Annotated in this window: 17 protein-coding genes; all 17 read left to right on the top strand. The window is 60.9% G+C overall.

Annotation, left to right across the window (positions count from 1 at the left end; genetic code table 11):
- The first annotated feature begins 5 nt into the window (after positions 1-5).
- The 17 genes from Q0O95_RS00385 to Q0O95_RS00465 all read left to right on the top strand — a co-directional run bounded on the left by Q0O95_RS00385 (position 6) and on the right by Q0O95_RS00465 (position 19637).
- Positions 6-998 carry an FKBP-type peptidyl-prolyl cis-trans isomerase gene (locus Q0O95_RS00385; RefSeq protein WP_293694236.1) on the top strand — a complete coding sequence of 331 codons (993 nt, stop codon included), beginning with the start codon at positions 6-8 and terminating at the stop codon, positions 996-998.
- A gap of 10 nt (positions 999-1008) precedes the next feature.
- Positions 1009-2037, top strand: a complete 1029-nt coding sequence (locus tag Q0O95_RS00390) for a WYL domain-containing protein (protein ID WP_293694238.1) — start codon at positions 1009-1011, stop codon at positions 2035-2037.
- The gene (locus Q0O95_RS00395) at positions 2030-2983 is read left to right on the top strand and encodes a WYL domain-containing protein (RefSeq protein ID WP_293694239.1); all 954 of its coding nucleotides are present in this window, start codon (positions 2030-2032) and stop codon (positions 2981-2983) included. The genes Q0O95_RS00390 and Q0O95_RS00395 overlap by 8 nt, the downstream gene beginning before the upstream one ends.
- A 52-nt stretch (positions 2984-3035) precedes the next feature.
- Positions 3036-3686, top strand: a complete 651-nt coding sequence (locus Q0O95_RS00400) for a TetR/AcrR family transcriptional regulator (protein WP_366516417.1) — start codon at positions 3036-3038, stop codon at positions 3684-3686.
- A 244-nt stretch (positions 3687-3930) separates the two neighbouring features.
- On the top strand, positions 3931-5403 hold the full coding sequence (locus tag Q0O95_RS00405) for an aldehyde dehydrogenase family protein (protein WP_293694241.1): 1473 nt from the start codon (positions 3931-3933) through the stop codon (positions 5401-5403).
- 47 nt (positions 5404-5450) lie between these two features.
- Positions 5451-6968, top strand: coding sequence for an argininosuccinate lyase (argH, locus tag Q0O95_RS00410; RefSeq protein WP_293694243.1), 1518 nt, complete (start codon positions 5451-5453; stop codon positions 6966-6968).
- Positions 6968-8209: a Xaa-Pro peptidase family protein gene (locus tag Q0O95_RS00415; RefSeq protein ID WP_293694245.1), complete on the top strand. Its 1242-nt coding sequence runs from the start codon at positions 6968-6970 to the stop codon at positions 8207-8209. Before argH ends, Q0O95_RS00415 begins: the two co-directional genes overlap by 1 nt.
- A 4-nt stretch (positions 8210-8213) precedes the next feature.
- Positions 8214-9449 (top strand): M20 family metallopeptidase, encoded by a 1236-nt coding sequence (locus Q0O95_RS00420; protein WP_293694247.1) that lies wholly within the window; start codon positions 8214-8216, stop codon positions 9447-9449.
- Positions 9446-10174, top strand: a complete 729-nt coding sequence (locus tag Q0O95_RS00425; protein ID WP_293694249.1) for a haloacid dehalogenase type II — start codon at positions 9446-9448, stop codon at positions 10172-10174. Before Q0O95_RS00420 ends, Q0O95_RS00425 begins: the two co-directional genes overlap by 4 nt.
- A 3-nt stretch (positions 10175-10177) precedes the next feature.
- Complete coding sequence (locus tag Q0O95_RS00430) at positions 10178-12151, top strand: FAD-dependent oxidoreductase (protein ID WP_293694251.1); 1974 nt, start codon at positions 10178-10180, stop codon at positions 12149-12151.
- 49 nt (positions 12152-12200) lie between these two features.
- Positions 12201-13304, top strand: a complete 1104-nt coding sequence (locus tag Q0O95_RS00435) for an ABC transporter substrate-binding protein (RefSeq protein ID WP_293694253.1) — start codon at positions 12201-12203, stop codon at positions 13302-13304.
- Positions 13305-13317: 13 nt separating this feature from the next.
- Positions 13318-14400 (top strand): ABC transporter ATP-binding protein, encoded by a 1083-nt coding sequence (locus Q0O95_RS00440; protein WP_293694255.1) that lies wholly within the window; start codon positions 13318-13320, stop codon positions 14398-14400.
- A gap of 4 nt (positions 14401-14404) precedes the next feature.
- On the top strand, positions 14405-15304 hold the full coding sequence (locus Q0O95_RS00445; RefSeq protein ID WP_293694257.1) for an ABC transporter permease: 900 nt from the start codon (positions 14405-14407) through the stop codon (positions 15302-15304).
- Positions 15301-16119 carry an ABC transporter permease gene (locus tag Q0O95_RS00450; RefSeq protein ID WP_293694259.1) on the top strand — a complete coding sequence of 273 codons (819 nt, stop codon included), beginning with the start codon at positions 15301-15303 and terminating at the stop codon, positions 16117-16119. The genes Q0O95_RS00445 and Q0O95_RS00450 overlap by 4 nt, the downstream gene beginning before the upstream one ends.
- Before the next feature lie 130 nt (positions 16120-16249).
- A complete protein-coding gene (locus Q0O95_RS00455; protein ID WP_293694261.1) occupies positions 16250-16477 on the top strand; it encodes a twin-arginine translocase TatA/TatE family subunit in 228 nt (75 codons plus the stop codon).
- Positions 16478-16479: 2 nt separating this feature from the next.
- Positions 16480-17262, top strand: coding sequence for a twin-arginine translocase subunit TatC (gene tatC / locus Q0O95_RS00460; protein WP_293694263.1), 783 nt, complete (start codon positions 16480-16482; stop codon positions 17260-17262).
- On the top strand, positions 17259-19637 hold the full coding sequence (locus Q0O95_RS00465) for a DEAD/DEAH box helicase (protein ID WP_293694265.1): 2379 nt from the start codon (positions 17259-17261) through the stop codon (positions 19635-19637). Before tatC ends, Q0O95_RS00465 begins: the two co-directional genes overlap by 4 nt.
- Positions 19638-19646: the final 9 nt, after the last annotated feature.

Below are 19646 nucleotides of genomic sequence, written 5' to 3' on the forward strand. Positions count from 1 at the left end.
AACTGTTGCGCCTTCGCCCCATCGCCGCTGCTGCGGCAATCGCCTTCGTTGCCGGTGCTCTCACCGCGTGCTCACCGCAGAACCCGCTCACGGACGGCTGTGAACCATCGCACCTACCTACGGCCGGCACCGACCAGATCGAGGTAACCGGCGACTTCGGTGCGCCGACATCCGTGGACTTCCAAGCGCCTCTTGCGACGGACGAGCAGGGCATCAAGTTCCTGGAGTCCGGTGAAGGCGAGCGCGCGTCTCGCGGTGATCTGGTCTTCAGCCACTTCACCGTCTTCGACGGCCAGAGCGGCGAACCCATCTTCTCGTCGTTCGATTCGGGCCAGCCGCTCCGAGTTTCCGCTCGGGACGACGAAGGAACCCTGCTGGAGAGTGCAGTACAGTGCGCGGCGGAAGGCAGCCGTATTCTTGCGGTTTCGACGCTCGAGGACGCCCTCGGCGAGGGACAGGCGCTGCGCGGCAGCGAAGCCGGACCCAACGACCCGGTTGTGCTCGTCTACGACGTCACCGAAGTTGTGCCCGGTCGCGCGTCCGGTGTTCCGCAGCCGGGGAACCCCGAACTGCCCGCGGTTACGGTGGGTGAAGACGGTCAACCCGGTCTTTCCTTCACCGGTGCGGCCGCCCCCGAATCGCTCGTTGTGAGCACGTCGATCCAGGGCAACGGAGAAGAGATTCTCCCCGGTGACAATGTCGTGCTCCAGTACACGGGCGTGGTCTGGGAATCGGGTGAAGTCTTCGATTCGACCTGGAACTCTGCGAGCCCCAATTCGGCACCCGACGCCACGGGCAGCACCCCGGCCGTCTTCGAGCTCACGCCCGGCGCACTGATCGACGGCTTCTACAACGGCCTCATGGGCCAGAACGTCGGCAGCCAGGTGATCATCTCGGTTCCCCAAGAGCAAGGCTACGCCGACCCGAACTCTCGCCCTCCGAGCATTGGGGAGGGAGACACCCTCGTCTTCGTCGTCGACATACTCGGCACGCTTTAAGTGAGCCGAAATGGCCAAGAGCGACGCACAGCAGGAGCGCGTATTCACGCTGCTGCTCGCACTCATGGAGACCCGTGACGGGCTGACTCGCACCCAGATCTTTTCGCGCATCGCTGGCTACGGCGACCCGGAGAACCCTTCGCACCAGCGGATGTTCGAACGGGACAAACAGGAGCTTCGCGCCGCCGGTTACCAAATCGAAACGCTCGAGGCGTTCGACGATAACAAGTTCACGCGTTATCGACTCGATCCGACATCCATCCTCTCCCTCGATGCGATGGCGTTCGATTCCGGGGAACGCGTACTCCTTGCCCTCGCGCTGCAGTTGTGGGAGGAGTCAGCGCTCGGGGATGACGCCCGCCGGGCCAAAATGCGATTGCGAGCCGATCCCCAGTTCACCGGGTCTCTCGCCGATCCGATCGCGGCCGGAACGCGAGCGATGGATCCCGCACTCGCGCCCCTGCGAACGGCGTGCGAAGAGGGTCTCGTTGCACGGTTCGACTATCATCGCCCCGGCGCAACTCGGCCCCGAACTCGTCACGTCGAGGCCTGGGCCGTGGTCTTCTTCGCTGGACGCTGGCTGTTTCACGGCTTCGACCTCGACCTGCAGCAACCACGAACATTCCTGCTCCGGAGGGTTGTCTCGAAAGTCACGACGTCGGATTCCAAGAGCGGAATAGCGGCCCCGCAAGACATTGCGCAACGCGCCCTGGCCGAGCTCGAGGACCTTTGGAACCATCAGCGAGCAACGGTCTCCGTCGTTCCCGGCTCGGATGCCGACATGCGGCTGCGCCGGCGGAACGGTACCTCTGCACGGGGTGAGCGTCTCACTATCCATTTTTCTGACGAGGCTCTGCTGGCGGACGAACTCACCGGCTACGCGACGGACGTCGAAGTACTTGAGCCCGCATCCCTCGCGACCGGCGTGCGTGAACGACTGCAGCGCATCGCCGACGATCATCCCATTGCGATCGATGTTGGGCGCGCCCACGACCGTCACGCTGGGCGACCTGAACTGGGGGAGGGCACGCATGGCTGAGCAGCGATCCCCCGAGGAGACGTTTGCGCTGCTCACACCGCTTGTGCACTATCTCGTGGCGACAGGAAGCGTGAGCGTTGATGAAGCGGCACAGCACTTCGACACGAGCCCTGAGCGGATCCGTCGTGCTGTCCGCCTCCTGTCGCTGACGGGTGTCCCCAACAGTTGGGGAGACCCGACGATGTTCGACTTCGACTTCGACGCGTTCGACCATGAAGGGCGCATCGAAATCAGATATTTGCCCGCCCTCGGCGACGCTACCGTCAAGCTCTCACCGCGAGAGGCTGCCGCGATCGTGACCGGCCTCGAACGCCTTGCTCTGATCGCCGATGACGAAGGCGATCGAATTGCGGGCCTCGCAGAGCGAGTACGCAGCGCAACGGTCGCCAAACATCTCACGGTCGCTGCCCAAGCGGTCACGGGAGATGCAGCGGTTCGAGCAGTTCGAAGGGCAGTGCAAGAGGGCACGGCGATCACGTTCAGGTACCGCAAACCCAACTCTGATTTCGAGAAGCGCAGGATCATCCCCGTCAGGTTAGAGATCCACGACGAGATCACGCTGACGGCTGGATACGACCTCGATCGAGAAGCGATGCGAACGTTCCGCATCGATCGCATGGACGATGTCGAACTGACGGCGCGCCCCGACGACATCGACTTCCATGACGATCGCGACAGGGAGACTGCCGAGGGGATGACGGTGCACGCGACTCCCGCTGCTGCGTTGTCCCTCTCGGCCTATGCCTCGGCGAGCGAGCCGGCCGACGACGGCGGACGAATCCTGGCAATCGAGGTGTGGGACACCGAACCCGTTCTGCGCGCGATTATGGCAACGGGAGGCGAGGCGCGCGTGATTGCGCCGCCTTCCGCAGTGGCCGCCGTCGGCAGACTGGCACGCGCAGCACTGCGCAGCAGCGATGGGTTGGGAGACCCAATCTTCGAATAGCCGATCGCCGAAAGGTGCAAAAGTCGCCGCTTTGCACCATAATTGCGGGGAAATGTCGCCACAACACGACTTCTGCTACGAGGTGGATGGTCTGCATGCAGAAAGGACAGATAAAATGAGCGCCCTGGCCGGACGTCGAGCTTCCGCTCGCGAACAATTGCTGGAGGCCGCTTCTAAACTGTTCTATTCGAACGGCATGACAGCGACGGGCATAGACGCTATAACCGGTGAGGCCGGTGTGGCGAAGAAAAGCCTGTACAACAACTTCGCCTCGAAACACGAGTTGATGCTTGCCTACATCGTCAGGCGCCACGACGAGTGGAAGCGGCTGTATGAGGCTCGGGCGACCGCCGCGAACTCGTCGCAGGATCGTGTGGTCGCTGTTTTCGACGCCTACATCGATCACGCGGAGCTCGCCGACGCAAACGGGTTCCGTGGCTGCGGACTCCTGAACGCGGCCGCAGAACTTCCTGTTGGCTCAGAGGGAAGAAGTCTGGTGAGGCAGCAGAAGGAAGAGGTCGAGGCAATCCTGACTCAGCACATTTCAGATTTCACGGGTGACGCTCGAGTTGGCGAGCTCGCCCAGCATTTCTCTCTGTTACTTGAGGGTGGTATGGAGCGAGCCGGCCTCGAAGGAAACACGGCTTGGCTCTATCGTTCCCGGAACATCGCACTCTCAATGCTGCGGGCGCTCGGAGACTGATTGGTACGCAGCGGTTTGGCACTATCCGCGTCAGTTCTCGGAAGACGTTAAAAGCCTGCCTCGTGTCGTAAAGAGGTTTTTCGCGGCGCGCCTTGGTTTACAAAGTAGGTAGACCGGTCTACTGTAGTGTTATACAGTTATACAGCGCATTCGCACTTGCGCAGACCGGGTTCGTTACCCAACCAAAACACGAAGGGGTGTTCGCGTGGACTCATCGTCGGCTGAAACCACCATTAAGAAATCTGTGGCGGACACAAGAGCCTTCCTGCAGGCACAGGAGATTCCCGGGATGGTTATCGGAGACGCATACGCTCCCGGTTCCTGGGCCTCCTGCGAACGCTTCGATGTGGAAGACCCCTCGTACGGAGCCGTCGTGACCGATCTCCCGCTGGGGACGATCGGCCATATCGATCAGGCAGTGAGTGCGGCCGCAGATGCATATCGCAGCGGTGTATGGAGTGACATGATTCCGCGAGAGCGCGGTCGGGTACTGGCGAAGCTGGCCCATCGCCTCGCCGATGCAGAAAAGGAGCGGCTGGCTCTTCTCGAATCGATCGACATCGGGAAGCCGTTGCGCGTATCCCGAGTCGACGTCGAAGTCTGCGCCGGGTACTTCGAGTACTACGCCGGTCTCGCAGACAAGTGCCTGGGCACGACGCAACGCGTGCAAAGTGACGGCACAGGGCTGGTGTTCAGAGAACCGGTAGGGGTCTCAGCTCAGATCATCCCGTTCAACTTCCCGATGCAGCAAATCGGCCGGGGCGTGGCCCCAGCGTTAGCGGCCGGCTGTTCAGTGGTCATCAAACCCTCACCCGAAGCAGCCCTGACTGCCTCTTGTATCGCAAGGCTCGCTCTGGAATCCGGAGTTCCCGAAGGCGTCATTAATGTGGTCACAGGAGGAGCAGACATCGGCGAAGCCCTCGTATCTCACCCAATGATCCATCAAGTGACGTTCACCGGTTCTGTCGCGGCAGGAATCTCGGTGACGCAGAAAGCGGCCGAGAACGTCGTCCCCACACTGCTCGAACTCGGCGGAAAATCTCCATCGGTCGTCATGAACGACTACGGTCGTGACGCTATCGCTGGTGTGGGTCGGATGGCGTTTTACAACACTGGGCAGAACTGCGGAGCGGGCACGAGGTTGCTGTTGCACCGCGACATCGCGGATCAATTCCTGGAAGAACTCGTGGGATGGGCTCAGGCGCTCACTGTGGGCCCGGCGCAGGAGGATCCGTATCTCGGTCCGCTCATTTCAGCGCGACAACTGGAAAAGGTCAACGCGTATATTGCACTCGCGAAAGAGGAGGGTGGTTCCTTCCTCCTCGGAGGTGAATCCCCGCTTCGCGGGCGGGCGCAGAACGGATACTTCGTGGAACCAACGATCATCACCGGGCTGCCGCGTGATTCGAGACTGTTCAGCGAGGAGATCTTTGGGCCGGTGCTCTGCGTCGACGTGTTCGAGACACTCGACGAAGCGATTCAGATCTCCAACGCGACGGAGTACGGGCTATCTGCATACATCTGGACTCAGAACCTCAGCGGAGCGATGGAATTCGCGAAGCGAGTCCATTCTGGCGGTGTGTCGATCAACGGGGGAGTCGGCACGGGCATCGAGCTGCCGAGCGGCGGAGTGAAGAAGAGCGGCTGGGGTCGAGAGAAGGGCCCCAGCGCCCTGGAGAACTATACCTACGTCAAGTCCGTCACGGTCAAGCACTGACTGCGGCGCAAAAAGAACATCGCGAAATCAAGAACAGGTAGTAAAACATGACTTTGCAACAGCCCTCCGAAACATACCGGGGCTATCGGACAGCGGGCATTCGTTTGCATGAGGAGCTGCTGGAAACACTGCAGTTCCACCGCACCGACAAGCTCTACGACACGATCGCCTCCATTCACGAGTTCGATAAAGCTCACACGGTAATGCTGACGGAACGTGGGATCATCCCTTTCGAAGCCGGCCGGGCCATTCTGCGGGCCCTACGCGACACGGAAGGTGATGAAGGCCAGGCCCGGATCAAAGCTGATGGTGGGAAGCACTCCGGCGAGCAGCACCTGATTCGCACGCTGGGCGAAGACGTGGGCGGCTGGATCAACACCGGAAGAAGCTCTGGTGATCTCGGGCAGATTGGACGCCTTCTCACTTCACGCGATCACGTTCTGAAGTGCCTCCCCGCACTCTTGGATTTTCGCGAGGTCCTGATCTCCTTGGCGGAGAAGTTCCCGACGACAGTGATCGCTGGCCAGACCTTCCTGCAACACGGGCAGCCCACGACGTTGGGGCATTGGTTCTCCATGTGGGCGTCGGTACTCGAACGCGATTACGCGAGGTTCGAGGAGCTGTATGAGCGCATCAATTCGTCTCCGGCGGGCGCTGCCATATTCACCGGAAGCGACTTCGACATCGACCGCCACCGTGTTGCAGAGCTCCTCGGCTTCCGTGAACCCATCGACAACACGATGGATGCCACGCTCAGCCATGACAAGCTGCTCGAAGCGGTGTCATTGGTTGCACTGCTCTGGACTGATCTCGGCAGACTGGCGGACGACCTCGAGCTGTGGCTATCCACCGAGTACGAGTACATCAAGTTCCCCGACCGATTCTGCGACACCAGCAGCATTATGCCGCAAAAACGGAATCCGAGTCTGCCGCAACAGATGAAGTCGCAGGCGGCTAAGGCGATCGGCAACGTCACCACGGCGTACATCGCGGAGCGTGGAGCGAGTGGGCAACAATGGAATCCAAGATACGAGACCGAACGCATCCTATGGGAGAGCTTCGCCGCGATTCCACAACTCTTGCACGATGCGGCCGCGATGCTGAGTGAGATCGTTCCGCAGACCGAGCATGCGCTCGCGCGAGCGGAGTGCGGCTGGGCGACGAGCACGGATCTCGCCAGCCTAATCGTGCAGAAGCGCGACCTATCCTGGCGGACAGCCCACCAGATCGCAGCGATCGTGGTTCGCCTCGGTGAGGAGCGCGGTCTCGGGACCTCCGATGTCACGTCTGCCCTCGTAGATGAAGCCGCCGTTCTGTATATCGGCCAACCGCTCGAGCTCACCGGGGTCTCTATCAGAGAGGCGCTGACTGCGAGCGAGTTCGTCGCTCGCAGGACGCTCTTCGGCGGCGCAGCTCCCGCTGCACACAGCGAGACTCTTGGAAAGCGCAAAGCAACACTCAGGCAGGACGTCGACGGCTTCACGGCTCGCAACGCTGCGGTCGAAGGCGGGCGACAGCAACTGGAAGAAGCTATCGATCGTATTCTCGTAGGCGTTGAGGAATAATGGATAATTCCTTTGACGGCACCGCGGGCGGCGGTCGCAGCAAGACATACTCGCCGGAAACCTGGCCCAGAGTCCCTCGATTTCCAGCGCACGAGTTCGCGGAACGCGTCGAGCGCGTAGCATGCAGTGCGCAGGAGAAGAACTTCGACCTGCTGGTCGTCACAGATCCTCGCAGCATCTGCTACCTCACGGGATACGACGCGCACTCCTACTACGTTCCGCAGGCCGTTCTGTTGCATGCGGACAGCGCCGAGCTGCTGCTTGTGCTCAGGGATATGGACGTGTCATGCGCGAGTTGGCTGACGCATCTGACTCCTGAGCAGGTCTTCGGTTATGACGACAGCTATGTGTCAGGAAACGACCATCCGATGACGTTTATAGGCGAGCTGATCCGTCAACGCGGTTGGCACCACGGTAGGATCGCAGTCGGGCAGGACAGCTTCGGTTTGAGTCCCGCAGGCATGGACGCTATGCACCGTGCGCTGCCTGGAGCCAGCTTCGTCGATATCGGATTGCTAGTCGAATGGGTCCGTACCGTAAAGACACCGCTCGAACTGGATGCGATACGGGGCGCCGGGAAGATCTCCGATCACGCCATGAGCGTCGCGATCGACGCGATTGAGCCGGGCGTGCACGAAGCCGAGGTTGCGGCAAAGGTCCAGTACGCACTGGCCCGAGGGTTGCCGAACATTCCCAGCAGCGACGTGTTCTATCCGTTCACCGGCAGTGGGCCACGCACCGCGGCACCGCACCTGAGCTGGTTCGACGACGTCTATCGTGATGGAACTCCTGTGATGTACGAGCTAGGCGGAGTCCACAAGAGCTATGCCGCCGGTCTTTCGCGAACAGTCTATCTCGGCACACCACCCGACTCCTACAAGCGATACGCGGAGGTCGCCAATACCGGACTATGCAGGGTGCTTGAATTCCTGAAAGCGGGGGAGACTGTCAGTACGGTCGAGGGTGCTTGGGCTGCTGCAACGAAACCGTACGGGTACGACAAACGCGCGAGAATCGGATACTCTCTCGGCATCGCGCAGCCAGGTGTCGGTTGGATCGACGAGACCATCAGCGTCACGGCGGAAGACACCACCGTTCTCGAACCCGGTATGACCATACATATGATGCTCGCCGCCTGGGAAGCACCGAACGGGTATGCGCTCAGCGAGACGTTCATCGTCGGAGACGAGGGACCGGAGTCAGTTTCCCGTCTTCGTCGTGGCCTGATTGTGAAGGACTAATCGCATGAGCTCACGCGTCTCCGCAGCCATCGAATCTGCAAAAGCACGCGCGGCCGAGGCGATCATCTCCCGCAGACAAGAGCTGCTCGAACTCTCGGCACGCATCCACGCGAATCCGGAGGTTTCCTTTGAGGAATTCACAGCAGCCGATGCAGTGCGCCACATCGTCGCGGCCGCAGGATACGCAATGTCCGATCCGGATCCGTCGCTACCGACGGCCGTCCGCGGCGATATTCGAGGCACCGGCTACAGCGACAGAGATACGACCGTCGCAGTGCTGTCCGAGTACGACGCACTGGAAGGCCTCGGTCACGGGTGCGGTCACAATCTCATGGCGGCCGCAGGCGTGGGCGCGGCAATCGGGTTAGCTGCGGTACAGGATACGTTCGGCGGCGAGGTCAGATTCCTCGGCACCCCGGGAGAGGAACGGGGAGCTGGGAAGGAGGACATGATCCGGCTCGGTCATTTCGAGGGCGTGGACGCGGCCGTAATCGTGCACCCTTACGATCGCAATCAGCTGACGGTACCTGCTCTCGCGCTCGAAGACCTCGAGGTTTCTTTCCACGGAGAAGCAGCCCACGCGGCCACGTCGCCCTGGGATGGCAGGAACGCGCTCGACGCGATGGTGCAACTCCTGGCATCGATCGGTCTGTGGCGTCAGCAGATGAAGGACTCGGCACGAGTCCATGGAATCATCACCGAAGGGGGAGAGGCTCCCAACATCGTTCCGGCATTCACATCGGCACTGTTCATGCTGCGGGCAGAAAGCGATACAGAGCTCGAGCACATGCGGCGACGGTTCAGGGAAATCGTCGAGGCGGCCGCTCTGGCGCACGCCTGTCAATCAGAAGTCAAGAGCATCGGTATGTCTCGAACGATGCAGGACAACCGGACGATGGCCGCCGTGTTCCGTCGGAACGCCGAGCGACTCGGCATCGAGTTTCCCGAACCGGATCCCACTCGCGTCGGCAGCACCGACATGGGGAACGTCAGTCAGGCCTTGCCCTCGATCCACCCGTTTCTACAGATCTGCGACGAAGGAACCCCGTTGCACTCTGAGTTGTTCCGCGAAGCCGCTGTTGGCGAGGCTGCGGGCGAGATGTGCATACGGGGTGCAATAGCCCAAGCGCAGACGGCAATTGAACTGCTACTCGATCCTGATCTGCGATCTCGTGTCCAACGCGAGTTCGCAACGGGGAGAGTTCACACCGAAACTACAGATGAAGGAGTCAATGTATGAACCTCACGGGCTATGAAGCTCTGAGCTTCGATGTCTACGGCACACTGATCGATTGGGAGGCCGGGATCGCCAGTGTGCTGGTGCCATGGGCACGCGCCAGGAACCTCGAGAGGAACGAGGAAGAGCTCTTGGTGATCTATGCGGGGCATGAAGCCCGTGTGCTCCGCGAGAACCCCACGCTCCTCTATCCGAGAGCGACTGAGGAGGCGTTCACTGCTCTCGGAGACGAGCTCGGGGTCTTGGTCACCTCCCGGGATCGCGAAGCGATGAGCAGCTCGGTGCCGCACTGGCCGGCGTTCGAGGACACGGCCGCGGCACTCAGAGACCTTGCTCAGCATTACAAGCTGATCGTGCTGTCCAATATCGACGATGCATCGTTCAGTGAAGCGAACAAGAAGCTGGGCGTCGACTTCGACGCGACCTTGACTGCGGAGAGGATCGGGTCGTATAAGCCCGAACCTGCCAACTTCGATTCGCTATTGAACGAGATAGCCACGCAGGGTATCGCACAGGAGAACCTTCTCCACGTCGCTCAGAGCCTCTTTCACGACCACGTCCCCGCGCAGCGTGCGGGAATCACCTCCGCGTGGATTGATCGTCGACACGACAGACCAGGCTGGGGAGCGACGCCGCCGCCGCCATCGGATGTCGAGCCCTCGATGAGATTCATCTCCATGCGCGAGTTCGCCGATGCGTGCGAACGAGCCTTCGAACAGACGAGGTAAGCCATGGATGCATATGCCAATCTGCTCAGCCCCTTTCGACTAGGGAATATGACACTGAGGAATCGTATTGTTTCGACGCCTCACAATACGCACTATCCGCGCGACGGTTACATCACCGAAGACTACATCCGCTACTACAGCGAAAAGGCACAAGGCGGGGTCGGCCTCTTGCAATGCTTCGGGAGCATGTCCGTGCATCCCACATCCCCCTACCAAGACTGGGGGAATCTCAAGAACTGGGATGATTCCTCATTGCCCACATTCGAAGCGTTTGCCACAGAGATGCACCGTCACGGGGCAAAGGTGATGACGCAGCTGACTCACCGCGGCCGTCGAGGCAACAGCACGGTCACCGAACAGCCAATGGTCTCCGCGTCATCCGTGCCGGAGACCGTCAATCGGTACATTCCTCGCCCGCTCAAAAAGCCCGAGATCAAGGAGATCGTCAAGGGCTACGCTGCAGCGGCACTCCGTTTGAAGCGGGCCGGATTCGACGGAGCGGAAATCTCTGCCTTTGCCCGTCATCTCATCGACCAGTTCTGGTCGCCACAGATCAATCAGCGCAGCGATGAGTACGGCGGGTCTCTCGAGAATCGCTTGCGGTTCGGCGTCGAGGTCGTCGAGGCCGCCAGAGAGGCCGTGGGCAACGACTTTGTTCTCGGATTGCGTGTGAGCGGCGACGAGTTGCTGCCGGGCGGGCGTCGAATCGATGGCACGAAGGAGATCATTGCCTACATGGACGCGCTCGGGTGCCTCGATTACTTCAGTGTCAGCGGCGCCACGGGAGAACCCGTGAGTATCGGGCAGAAGGTGATTCCTGCCTTCGATGCCCCGCAGGCGGTCTACAAGGACTACGCGAGCGAGCTGAAGAAGATAACAGACAAGCCCGTTCTGCTGGCGGGTCGAATCCAGGAGCCCGAGGTCGGTGACCGATTGGTTGCCGACGGCGTCTGCGACCTCGTCGGGATGACACGCGCCCTCATAGCCGATCCACATCTGCCCAACAAGCTGTGGGGGAGGACGGACGGCGAGGTGAAGCCGTGCGTTGCCATGCAGCAGGGCTGCGTCGGAAGGGGGGCGATGGGACTGTACACCGGCTGCACGCACAACCCTGTCATCGGTCGTGAGCAGGAACTGGCGACGGTTTCTCCCGCGCTGGTATCGCGACGAGTGCTTGTCGTCGGTGGCGGGCCCGGAGGTCTGGAGGCCGCGAGGGTTGCGGCGGAACGGGGCCACGAGGTGATCCTGGCCGAAGCCAAGAGCACGCTCGGCGGGCGCGTGGCAACGAGCGCGAATGCACCCCTTCGTCCCGGTTGGGGTAGAACGACTGACTGGCTGGTGCGCGACGCACGCCGCAGGGGCGTCGATATCCGCACGGGCATTGAGGTCACTGCCGCTGCCGCGATCGAGATGAAACCGGATGTCGTCATCGTTGCGACAGGCAGCCGCCCCCATCTTCCAAATGTGGAATGCGTCGATGACGCCCGTGTGACCTCCGTGGAAGCCATTCTCGAGCACTCGCCGCCGATCCCGCCGGCCTCCTCATGCATTGTCATCGATCTCATGGGCAATGTCGAGGGAAGCCTTGGGGCTCACGCACTGGCAGCCGCCGGGCACAGCGTGACGATCGTTACCCCTGACCACTTTCTCGCCGAGACGGAGGAGAAATCCACGCGCGAACCGGCGTATGAGGGGCTGCACGGGCTTGGCGTCGAAATTCTCACCGATTTGCGCGTGGAAGCAATCCACGCAGGAGCCTCTGTCACCGTGCACCTGACCCACGTGTACACCGGTCAGGAGCAATCTTTAGCCGGCGCGGCTCTGGTGGCTTTCAGCGCGGGAGCCCGACCTCGCGATGAAATCTCGGAAGAACTCGAACAGCGGGGCATCGAGGTGCACGTCATCGGTGATGCGCTGGCACCGCGAGGCATCCACGACGCGATGCTGGAAGGGACGCGGATCGCAAGAGAACTATGAGACACAGTTCAATTTCGACATTTTTCACCAAGTACTAAAGGAGTTACTCATGAGTGGAATGGAAAGAAGAACCTTCTTGAAGGGTTTAGGTCTAGCGGCTGCGATTCCGCTGTTCGGGGCGAGTCTGGCCTCCTGTTCGGCGGCGTCGCGCAACCGTGGCAGTAACGGCGATGCCGATTCCATCGTTGTCGTCGACAGCGGAGGCGAGTATAGCGACGCGGCCAAGCAGGCGTTCTACGACCCATTCACGGAGGCCACGGGGATTCGTGTCCAGCCCACCCCATACGAGTCCACCGGCACGCTGATGAGACAGCTCGCGCAGTCGCCAGGAAACTACGATGTGCTGTCGAACGCGCCCCTTGGAGCCGTCACAATGCAAGCGGAGGGCCTCCTGGCTCCCATCGATTATTCGCTTCTGGGGCAGTTCAGCGATATGAACGATCTGCCCGAGGACGGTCGGGGCGAGTTCCACGTCGACTCGAACTACTGGGCCTCGGTGATGGCGTATCGCACCGACGTGTTCGACGGCTCTCTTGTACCACAGACATGGCAGGACTTCTGGGATGCCGACACCTTCCAGGGACCCCGCTCAATGCAATCGGACATCTCCCCGATCGAGTACGAGTTCGCACTCATCGCCGACGGCGTCGCCGCGGACCCGAAGGAGCTGTACCCCATCGACATCGATCGTGCGCTGCAGTCACTAGACGGAATCGCTCCCCACATCTCGACTTTCTGGGCAAGCGGCGCTCTGTCGACGCAGGCCCTTGCGCAGAGGGAGGTCGTCCTCACAACGATCTGGAACGGCCGAGCTCAGGGACTCATCGACGAGGGGGCACCGGTGGCGATCTCGTGGAACGGGGCGATGCGCCGTTCCAACGCCTGGATGATCCCCAATGGCTCGGAGAAAGTCGAGGCCGCGCACCAATTCATTGACTTCACTGCCAATCCGGAACGTCAGGCCGAGTTTGCACAACTAACGGGATACGGCCCAACTAACGAGACCGCCTACGACTTCATCGACGAGGAGACGGCCATCAAGCTCCCCTCGAACCCGGATTGGGTAGACGAGGGCTTCGCATTCAATTCGGAATGGTGGGCAGAGAACGAGGCGCAGGCTAACGAAGCCTGGAGCCGTTGGGCAACGCAGTAAAGGGGCGTGAGATATGAGCAGCGCACAACCAGCTCTCGAAGTCGAGAGCATCCGGAAGATGTACACGGAGCACGACGGGGTCAGAGAGGTCTCGCTGCAGCTTGCGCAGGGTGAGTTCTTGACTCTGCTCGGCCCCTCGGGCTCGGGGAAGACGACAGCGTTGATGGCGGTGGCTGGCCTGACCGATCTGGACAGCGGCAGCATCCGCGTCAGCGGCAAGGACGTCACGAAACTCCCGCCCAGCCAACGGGACCTGGGCGTCACCTTTCAGAACTATGCACTCTTTCCGCACCTATCGGTCAGGGAGAACCTTGCGTTCCCGTTGAAGACGCAGAAGAAGGTGAAAGGTAGGGCCCTTTCGCAGAAGGTCGACAGCATGCTGGATCTCATAGGTCTGGGCCACGCCGCGGAACGTCGACCAAAGGAGCTTTCCGGCGGCCAACAACAGCGGGTCGCGCTCGGCAGAGCCCTAATCTACGAACCGGACCTGTTGTTGATGGATGAACCCCTCGGCGCTCTCGATCGGAACCTGCGGGAACAGATGCAACGAGAGATCAAGCGAATACAGCGGGAGCTCAAAGCAACGGTGCTGTACGTCACGCACGATCGTGACGAGGCGATGAGCATGTCCGACCAGGTATGCATCATGAATGCGGGCAGAATCGCACAGATCGATCCCCCGCAGAAGATCTACCACGAACCGAACAGCGAGTTCGTCGCTCGCTTTCTCGGGGACGCGAACATATTCGGCGCCAGAGTGAAATCGAAGAACGCAGATGATTACGTGGTGGAACTCACATCCGGAGCAGCAACCGGTCTGACGAGCCATCGTACCTTCAGTGAAGGCGATGACGTGAGAATCATGTGCCGCCCGGAGCGAACCGAGATCGTGCCCGCCGGTGAGGAGGGAGCCTACGTCAGAGCTCGCATCGAACACATCAGCTACTACGGGAATTGTTTCCGAGTGAACGGAGAGTGTCTCGATACCGGTGCTTCGGTCATCGTCGAGACACAACAGCACAGCCTCCCGGAGATCGGCGCCACCATCGGTTTGCGATGGGCGGAGGAGTCTGCAGTGCTACTCGGGGAGGGGTAAGAGCATGGTGAGTACTCAGACGGTTCCCGTCGAGCATATGACGGCCGTTACGGTACGCCCGAAGAAACGCAGGCTGAGCTGGACGCAACGATTTTCGCTATGGGGGAGCCTGGGATATCTCGCTGCGTTCTTCGTCATCCCCGTAGGAGCGCTCGTACTGAATAGCTTCCAAACCGTCGACGGTTGGACCCTTACCAACTACGCGCAGGTCCTGTCCGACGGCTACTACCTCGGCATCTTTTGGGAAACAGTGAGAATCGGTTTCATCTCGACGACTATTACGATCCTGCTCTCCTACCCGGTCGCTGCGTTCATCAGCAGACTGTCGAATAGAGGTGTGGCTCTCGTGATGGTGTTTGTGATCCTGCCGTACTTCACGAACACCGTCGTCCGCACATTCGCATGGATAGTAATCCTGGGACGCGAGGGCGCGCTGAACTCCTTCCTGATCGCAGCTGGGATCATCCCCGAGCCTCTTCAGATGTTGTACAACGAACTGGGCGTAATGGTAGGCCTCGTCTATGTCTTCCTGCCGCTTGCGATCCTGATCCAATTCGCGGTGATGCGGGGGATCGACACCAACCTGTTGCGAGCTGCGGAGACGATGGGTGCATCGAAGGTCAGGGCATTCTTCAAGGTATACCTGCCGTTGAGTCTGCCGGGGACCATCGCCGCTGCGCTGCTCGTGTTCATCGAATGCGTCGGCGCGTATATCACCCCGGCACTGATGGGAGGACAGGGCAATACGATGGTCGCCCAGATCATCGAACGTCAGGTACGTATGGGGCTAGATTTCGGAACTGCTGCCGCGGTGGTCGTGATTCTGGGTGTCGTGGTCTCAGGCATCTATGTCCTATACGACCGAATCACGGGAATGACGAAACTATTTGAGGACAATTCATGAGCAATCGAATCGGTCGTATCGCAATCGCCGTCTACTCCGTTCTGGTTATCGTATTCCTCGCGATCCCCATGATCATCATCACCGGCGTCTCGCTGGGCTCGACGAGCTATGCGACATTCCCTCCCGTTGATCCGTCGCTGCAGTGGTATGCGGACATCGCTGCAGACCCGTACTGGATGGACAGTCTGCTGTTAAGCCTCGGCGTCGCTGCGGCAGCCGCAGTCATCGCAGTGGCTCTCGCCTTCGCGCTGTCGATGGTGCTGGTGCGTTCAAAGATCCGCTTCAAACGTGCGCTCTACACGCTGGTGCTATTGCCCTTGATCATTCCGAAGTTGGTGACCGCGGTTGCGCTCTACGACACCTACTACGCGGTCGACCAGATGATGATGATCGTGGCCGGGCATGCAATCGTCGCAATCTCCACTGCCGTGATCATCATGTCCGCAACAATTCGGAGTGTCGACCAGAACCTGGAACGCGCTGCGTGGACGATGGGAGCCTCGCGGTTCCGAGTGCTGACGAAGATCACACTGCCGCTCGCAGCACCCGGACTCATTGCTGCATTTATCCTGTCGTTTCTGGCGTCGTTCGACGAATTCTTTATCGGACTCTTCTTCTCCTCTCCAGACGTGGTGACCCTCCCAATCCGGATCTTCACGGCGCTGACGCACCAGGTGTCTCCGGCGGTCGCCGCGGTAAGCACCGTCATGATCCTGATCGTGGCCATCGCACTGTTGCTGATCGTCATCTTCAACAAGTCGGCATCCAGAAAGGGAGCATCGACGAAGGTCCAGTTGCCGGGGAACGCCGGATAGGTGAAGGAGGGCCCAATGGAAAATGCAAAACTGAAACCAGAAGAGCAAACAAGGGGCGGGGTGCTGCCCGGAAGTCTCACCCGTGCAGCACTGCGCTAGACTTGACGGTAGTCGAAGGGATACAAAACTCATGGGCGGATTCGCAGCAAACGTCGCATCGCACTGGTGGATCATTCTCATCATCGTGCTGCTGGTGTTCGGTGCTACCCGTTTACCCCAGCTCGCACGCGGCGTGGGGCAGTCGATCAACATTCTCAAAAAGGAAGTCAAGTCGTCGAAGGATGATCCGAATGCCTCTGAGGCAGCAGAGGACGTCAACTCGAGCACCACTGAGTCACGGTCGAACGACCAGCAGTAGCCGTGGCGCGTCGCAAGCGCGCTAACCCCGAAGCCCGGATGGGCTTCGCAGCGCATCTAAAAGAGTTGCGCAATCGCGTGACGATCTCGCTGGTCGTCATCGCAGCCTTTTCTATCGGCGGGTTCTTCCTCGGCGACTTCGTCCTGGAACTCCTCGCGCGTCCCCTCGACGTGCTGGAGGAGCGCGGCTACGAAGTCAACATCAACATCACGATGGTGACGCAGGCGTTCAACTTGAAAATGCTGATCGGCCTGCTGCTCGGCGTCGTCGCGTCCAGCCCGTTCTGGTTGTACCAGATGCTCGCGTTCTTCCTTCCCGGTTTGAAGAAACGGGAACGGCGCTATCTGCTGGGGTTCATCATCGCGAGCATCCCGTTGTTCTTCATGGGATGCGCGACGGGTTGGATCATCCTTCCCAGGATCATCACGATCTTCGTCGGCTTCGCGCCCATGAGCATGACCCAGCTGCTGAGTGCGCAGGAGTACTTCATGTTCTCCCTGCGCCTCGTATTCGCCTGCGGCTGCGCGTTCCTCATGCCCGTCATCCTGGTCATGCTGAACTTCGCGAACATGCTGTCGGCGAAGAGCATCCTCAAAGGCTGGCGCTGGGCCGTCATTCTCATCACGATCTTCGCGGCAATGATGACGCCGGCCGGTGAAATCATCTCGATGTTCATCCTCGCTGTGCCCATCCTGATCCTGTACTTCGCGGCGGCACTGATCGCCTGGCTGAACGACCGCCGGCGTACGAAACGACTCGCTAAGCAGGAGGAGGAAGTCGCATGACCCTCGCTGTCGACGCCTTCGCCCGCACACTCGGCTTTCCACTGGATCCATTTCAGCGTGAGGCATGCGAAGAGATCGCTGACGAGCGATCCGTCCTCGTTGCGGCGCCCACGGGTGCGGGTAAGACCGCGGTTGCCGAATTCGCCATGTTCCACACGATGGAGGCTCCCTCGGGGCGAGTGTTCTACACGACTCCCATGAAGGCGCTCTCGAATCAGAAGTATCGGGAACTGCAGCAGCGGTACGGTGCCGACAGCGTCGGGCTGCTCACGGGAGACGTCGCCATCAACGGCGAGGCTCGGCTCGTCGTCATGACGACGGAAGTCCTTCGCAACATGCTGTACGAGGGCCGCGACCTAGGTGATCTCGAGTTCGTGGTGCTCGACGAAGTGCACTTCTTAGCCGACCGATTTCGGGGGCCGGTGTGGGAAGAGGTCATCATCCACCTCCCGAAGCACGTACGGCTGGTGCTGCTGTCGGCAACGGTCTCGAACGCAGAAGAGTTCGGCGACTGGGTGGATGCGGTGCGCGGCAATACGAGTGTCATCGTGTCTGAGACACGTCCGGTTCCGCTCGACTCGCACGTGCTGGTTGGCCGAAGGCTCGTTGAACTCTTCGAATCCTCGAAAGCGGAGCGGCAGAACCGCCCGAGTCGTGAGCTCGTCGATATTGTCGCGGGGCAGGGCCATCCTGAGGCACGCGGACGACGCTCCGGGCGCAACAATAAGCGTTGGCGAAGGGATGCGCGTCCGCGTCGGACGAGGCGGGTGCATCGTCCGGAGACGGTCGAACTGCTGGGGCAGGAGCGGCTGCTGCCGGCAATCTGGTTCATCTTCTCTCGCGCCGGCTGCGAAGACGCCGTTCGGCAGCTCGTCAACCACGACGTGCGCCTCACCACCGCTGAGGAACGCGCTGTCATTCGCGCCATCGTGGATGAGCGCACTGCGGCACTGCCCGACGAGGACCTCGCGGTGCTCGGGTACTGGGAGTGGCGCGAATCGCTCGAGCGGGGCGTTGCGGCGCATCACGCTGGGCTACTGCCCGTATTCAAGGAAGTCGTTGAAGTGCTCTTCCAGCGGCGACTCGTGAAGGTCGTATTCGCGACGGAAACCCTCGCGCTCGGCATCAATATGCCTGCCCGTTCGGTTGTTCTCGAGCAGTTGGAGAAGTTCAACGGTCAGACCCGAGTGCGCATAACGCCGGGGGAGTACACGCAGCTGACCGGAAGGGCCGGTCGCCGCGGCATCGATACGGACGGGCACGCGGTCGTTGCCTGGACGGGCGAATCGACTCCCGAGGAGATCGCATCACTCGCATCGAGAAGAACCTACCCGCTGCAGTCCGCGTTCAAACCCACCTACAACATGGCCGTGAATCTGATCGACAGACTCGGGGTAGCGGGCACACGCGAGGTTCTGGAGACGTCCTTCGCTCAGTTCCAGGCCGACAGATCGGTCGTGTCGCTCGCTGCCGGGGTACAGGAACAGCGTGCATCTCTCGCTGCGTACGAAGAGTCGATGCACTGCGATTTCGGCGATTTCGCTGAATACGCAGAGCTGCGCAGAGCGCTGAGCGATCTCGAGAAGCAAGGGTCGAGGCGCGGGCTGTCGCACGATGTGCACCAGCGAATCCAAGGCGAACTGCACGAGGTGCGGAGGGCGATGAAAGCTCACCCCTGCCACCACTGCCCGGAGCGAGAACGCCACGCGCGCTGGGGTGAACGATACTGGAAACTGCGCAGACAGATCGAAAAGAACGAGCGCCAGATTCGTCGGCGGACCGGGCAGATCGCCGAGCGCTTTGAACGCATCAGCGAGATTCTGCTCGGTTTGGGCTACGTGGAAGAGCACGAGGGCGAAACCCGCATAACCCGGGACGGCGACCGGTTGCGAAGAATCTACGGCGAACGTGATCTCCTGGTCGCCGAATCGATACGTCAGGGCATCTGGGCTGGGCTCGACGCACCCGGCCTCGCGGCTCTCGTGTCGACACTGGTATTTGAAGGACGCCGCGATGATGGGATGCTGCCGGAAAGATACCTTCCTAAGGGTCAGTTCCTGGATGCCCTGCACCGTACACAGGACCTCTGGGCGCACCTGGACGAGCTTGAGCGGGACCACCGGCTTCCCGGTTCCATCGAGCCGCAGACAGGCATCGCCCAGGCCATCCATCGGTGGGCGCGCGGGTATCCGCTCGACTCGGTCCTAGACGACATTGAGCTCGCGGCGGGTGACTTCGTCCGTTGGGTCAAGCAGACGATTGACCTTCTCGATCAACTCTCGCTCGTTGCGCCGCAGTCGCTCGCTCGAACGGCCCGCGACGCTTCCGACGCGCTCTATAGGGGAGTCGTAACGGACCTCGGGGCCGCCGCATGAGCGCGACCG

The organism is uncultured Agrococcus sp., assembly GCF_945915485.1.
In the GTDB taxonomy this organism is placed as follows: domain Bacteria; phylum Actinomycetota; class Actinomycetes; order Actinomycetales; family Microbacteriaceae; genus Agrococcus.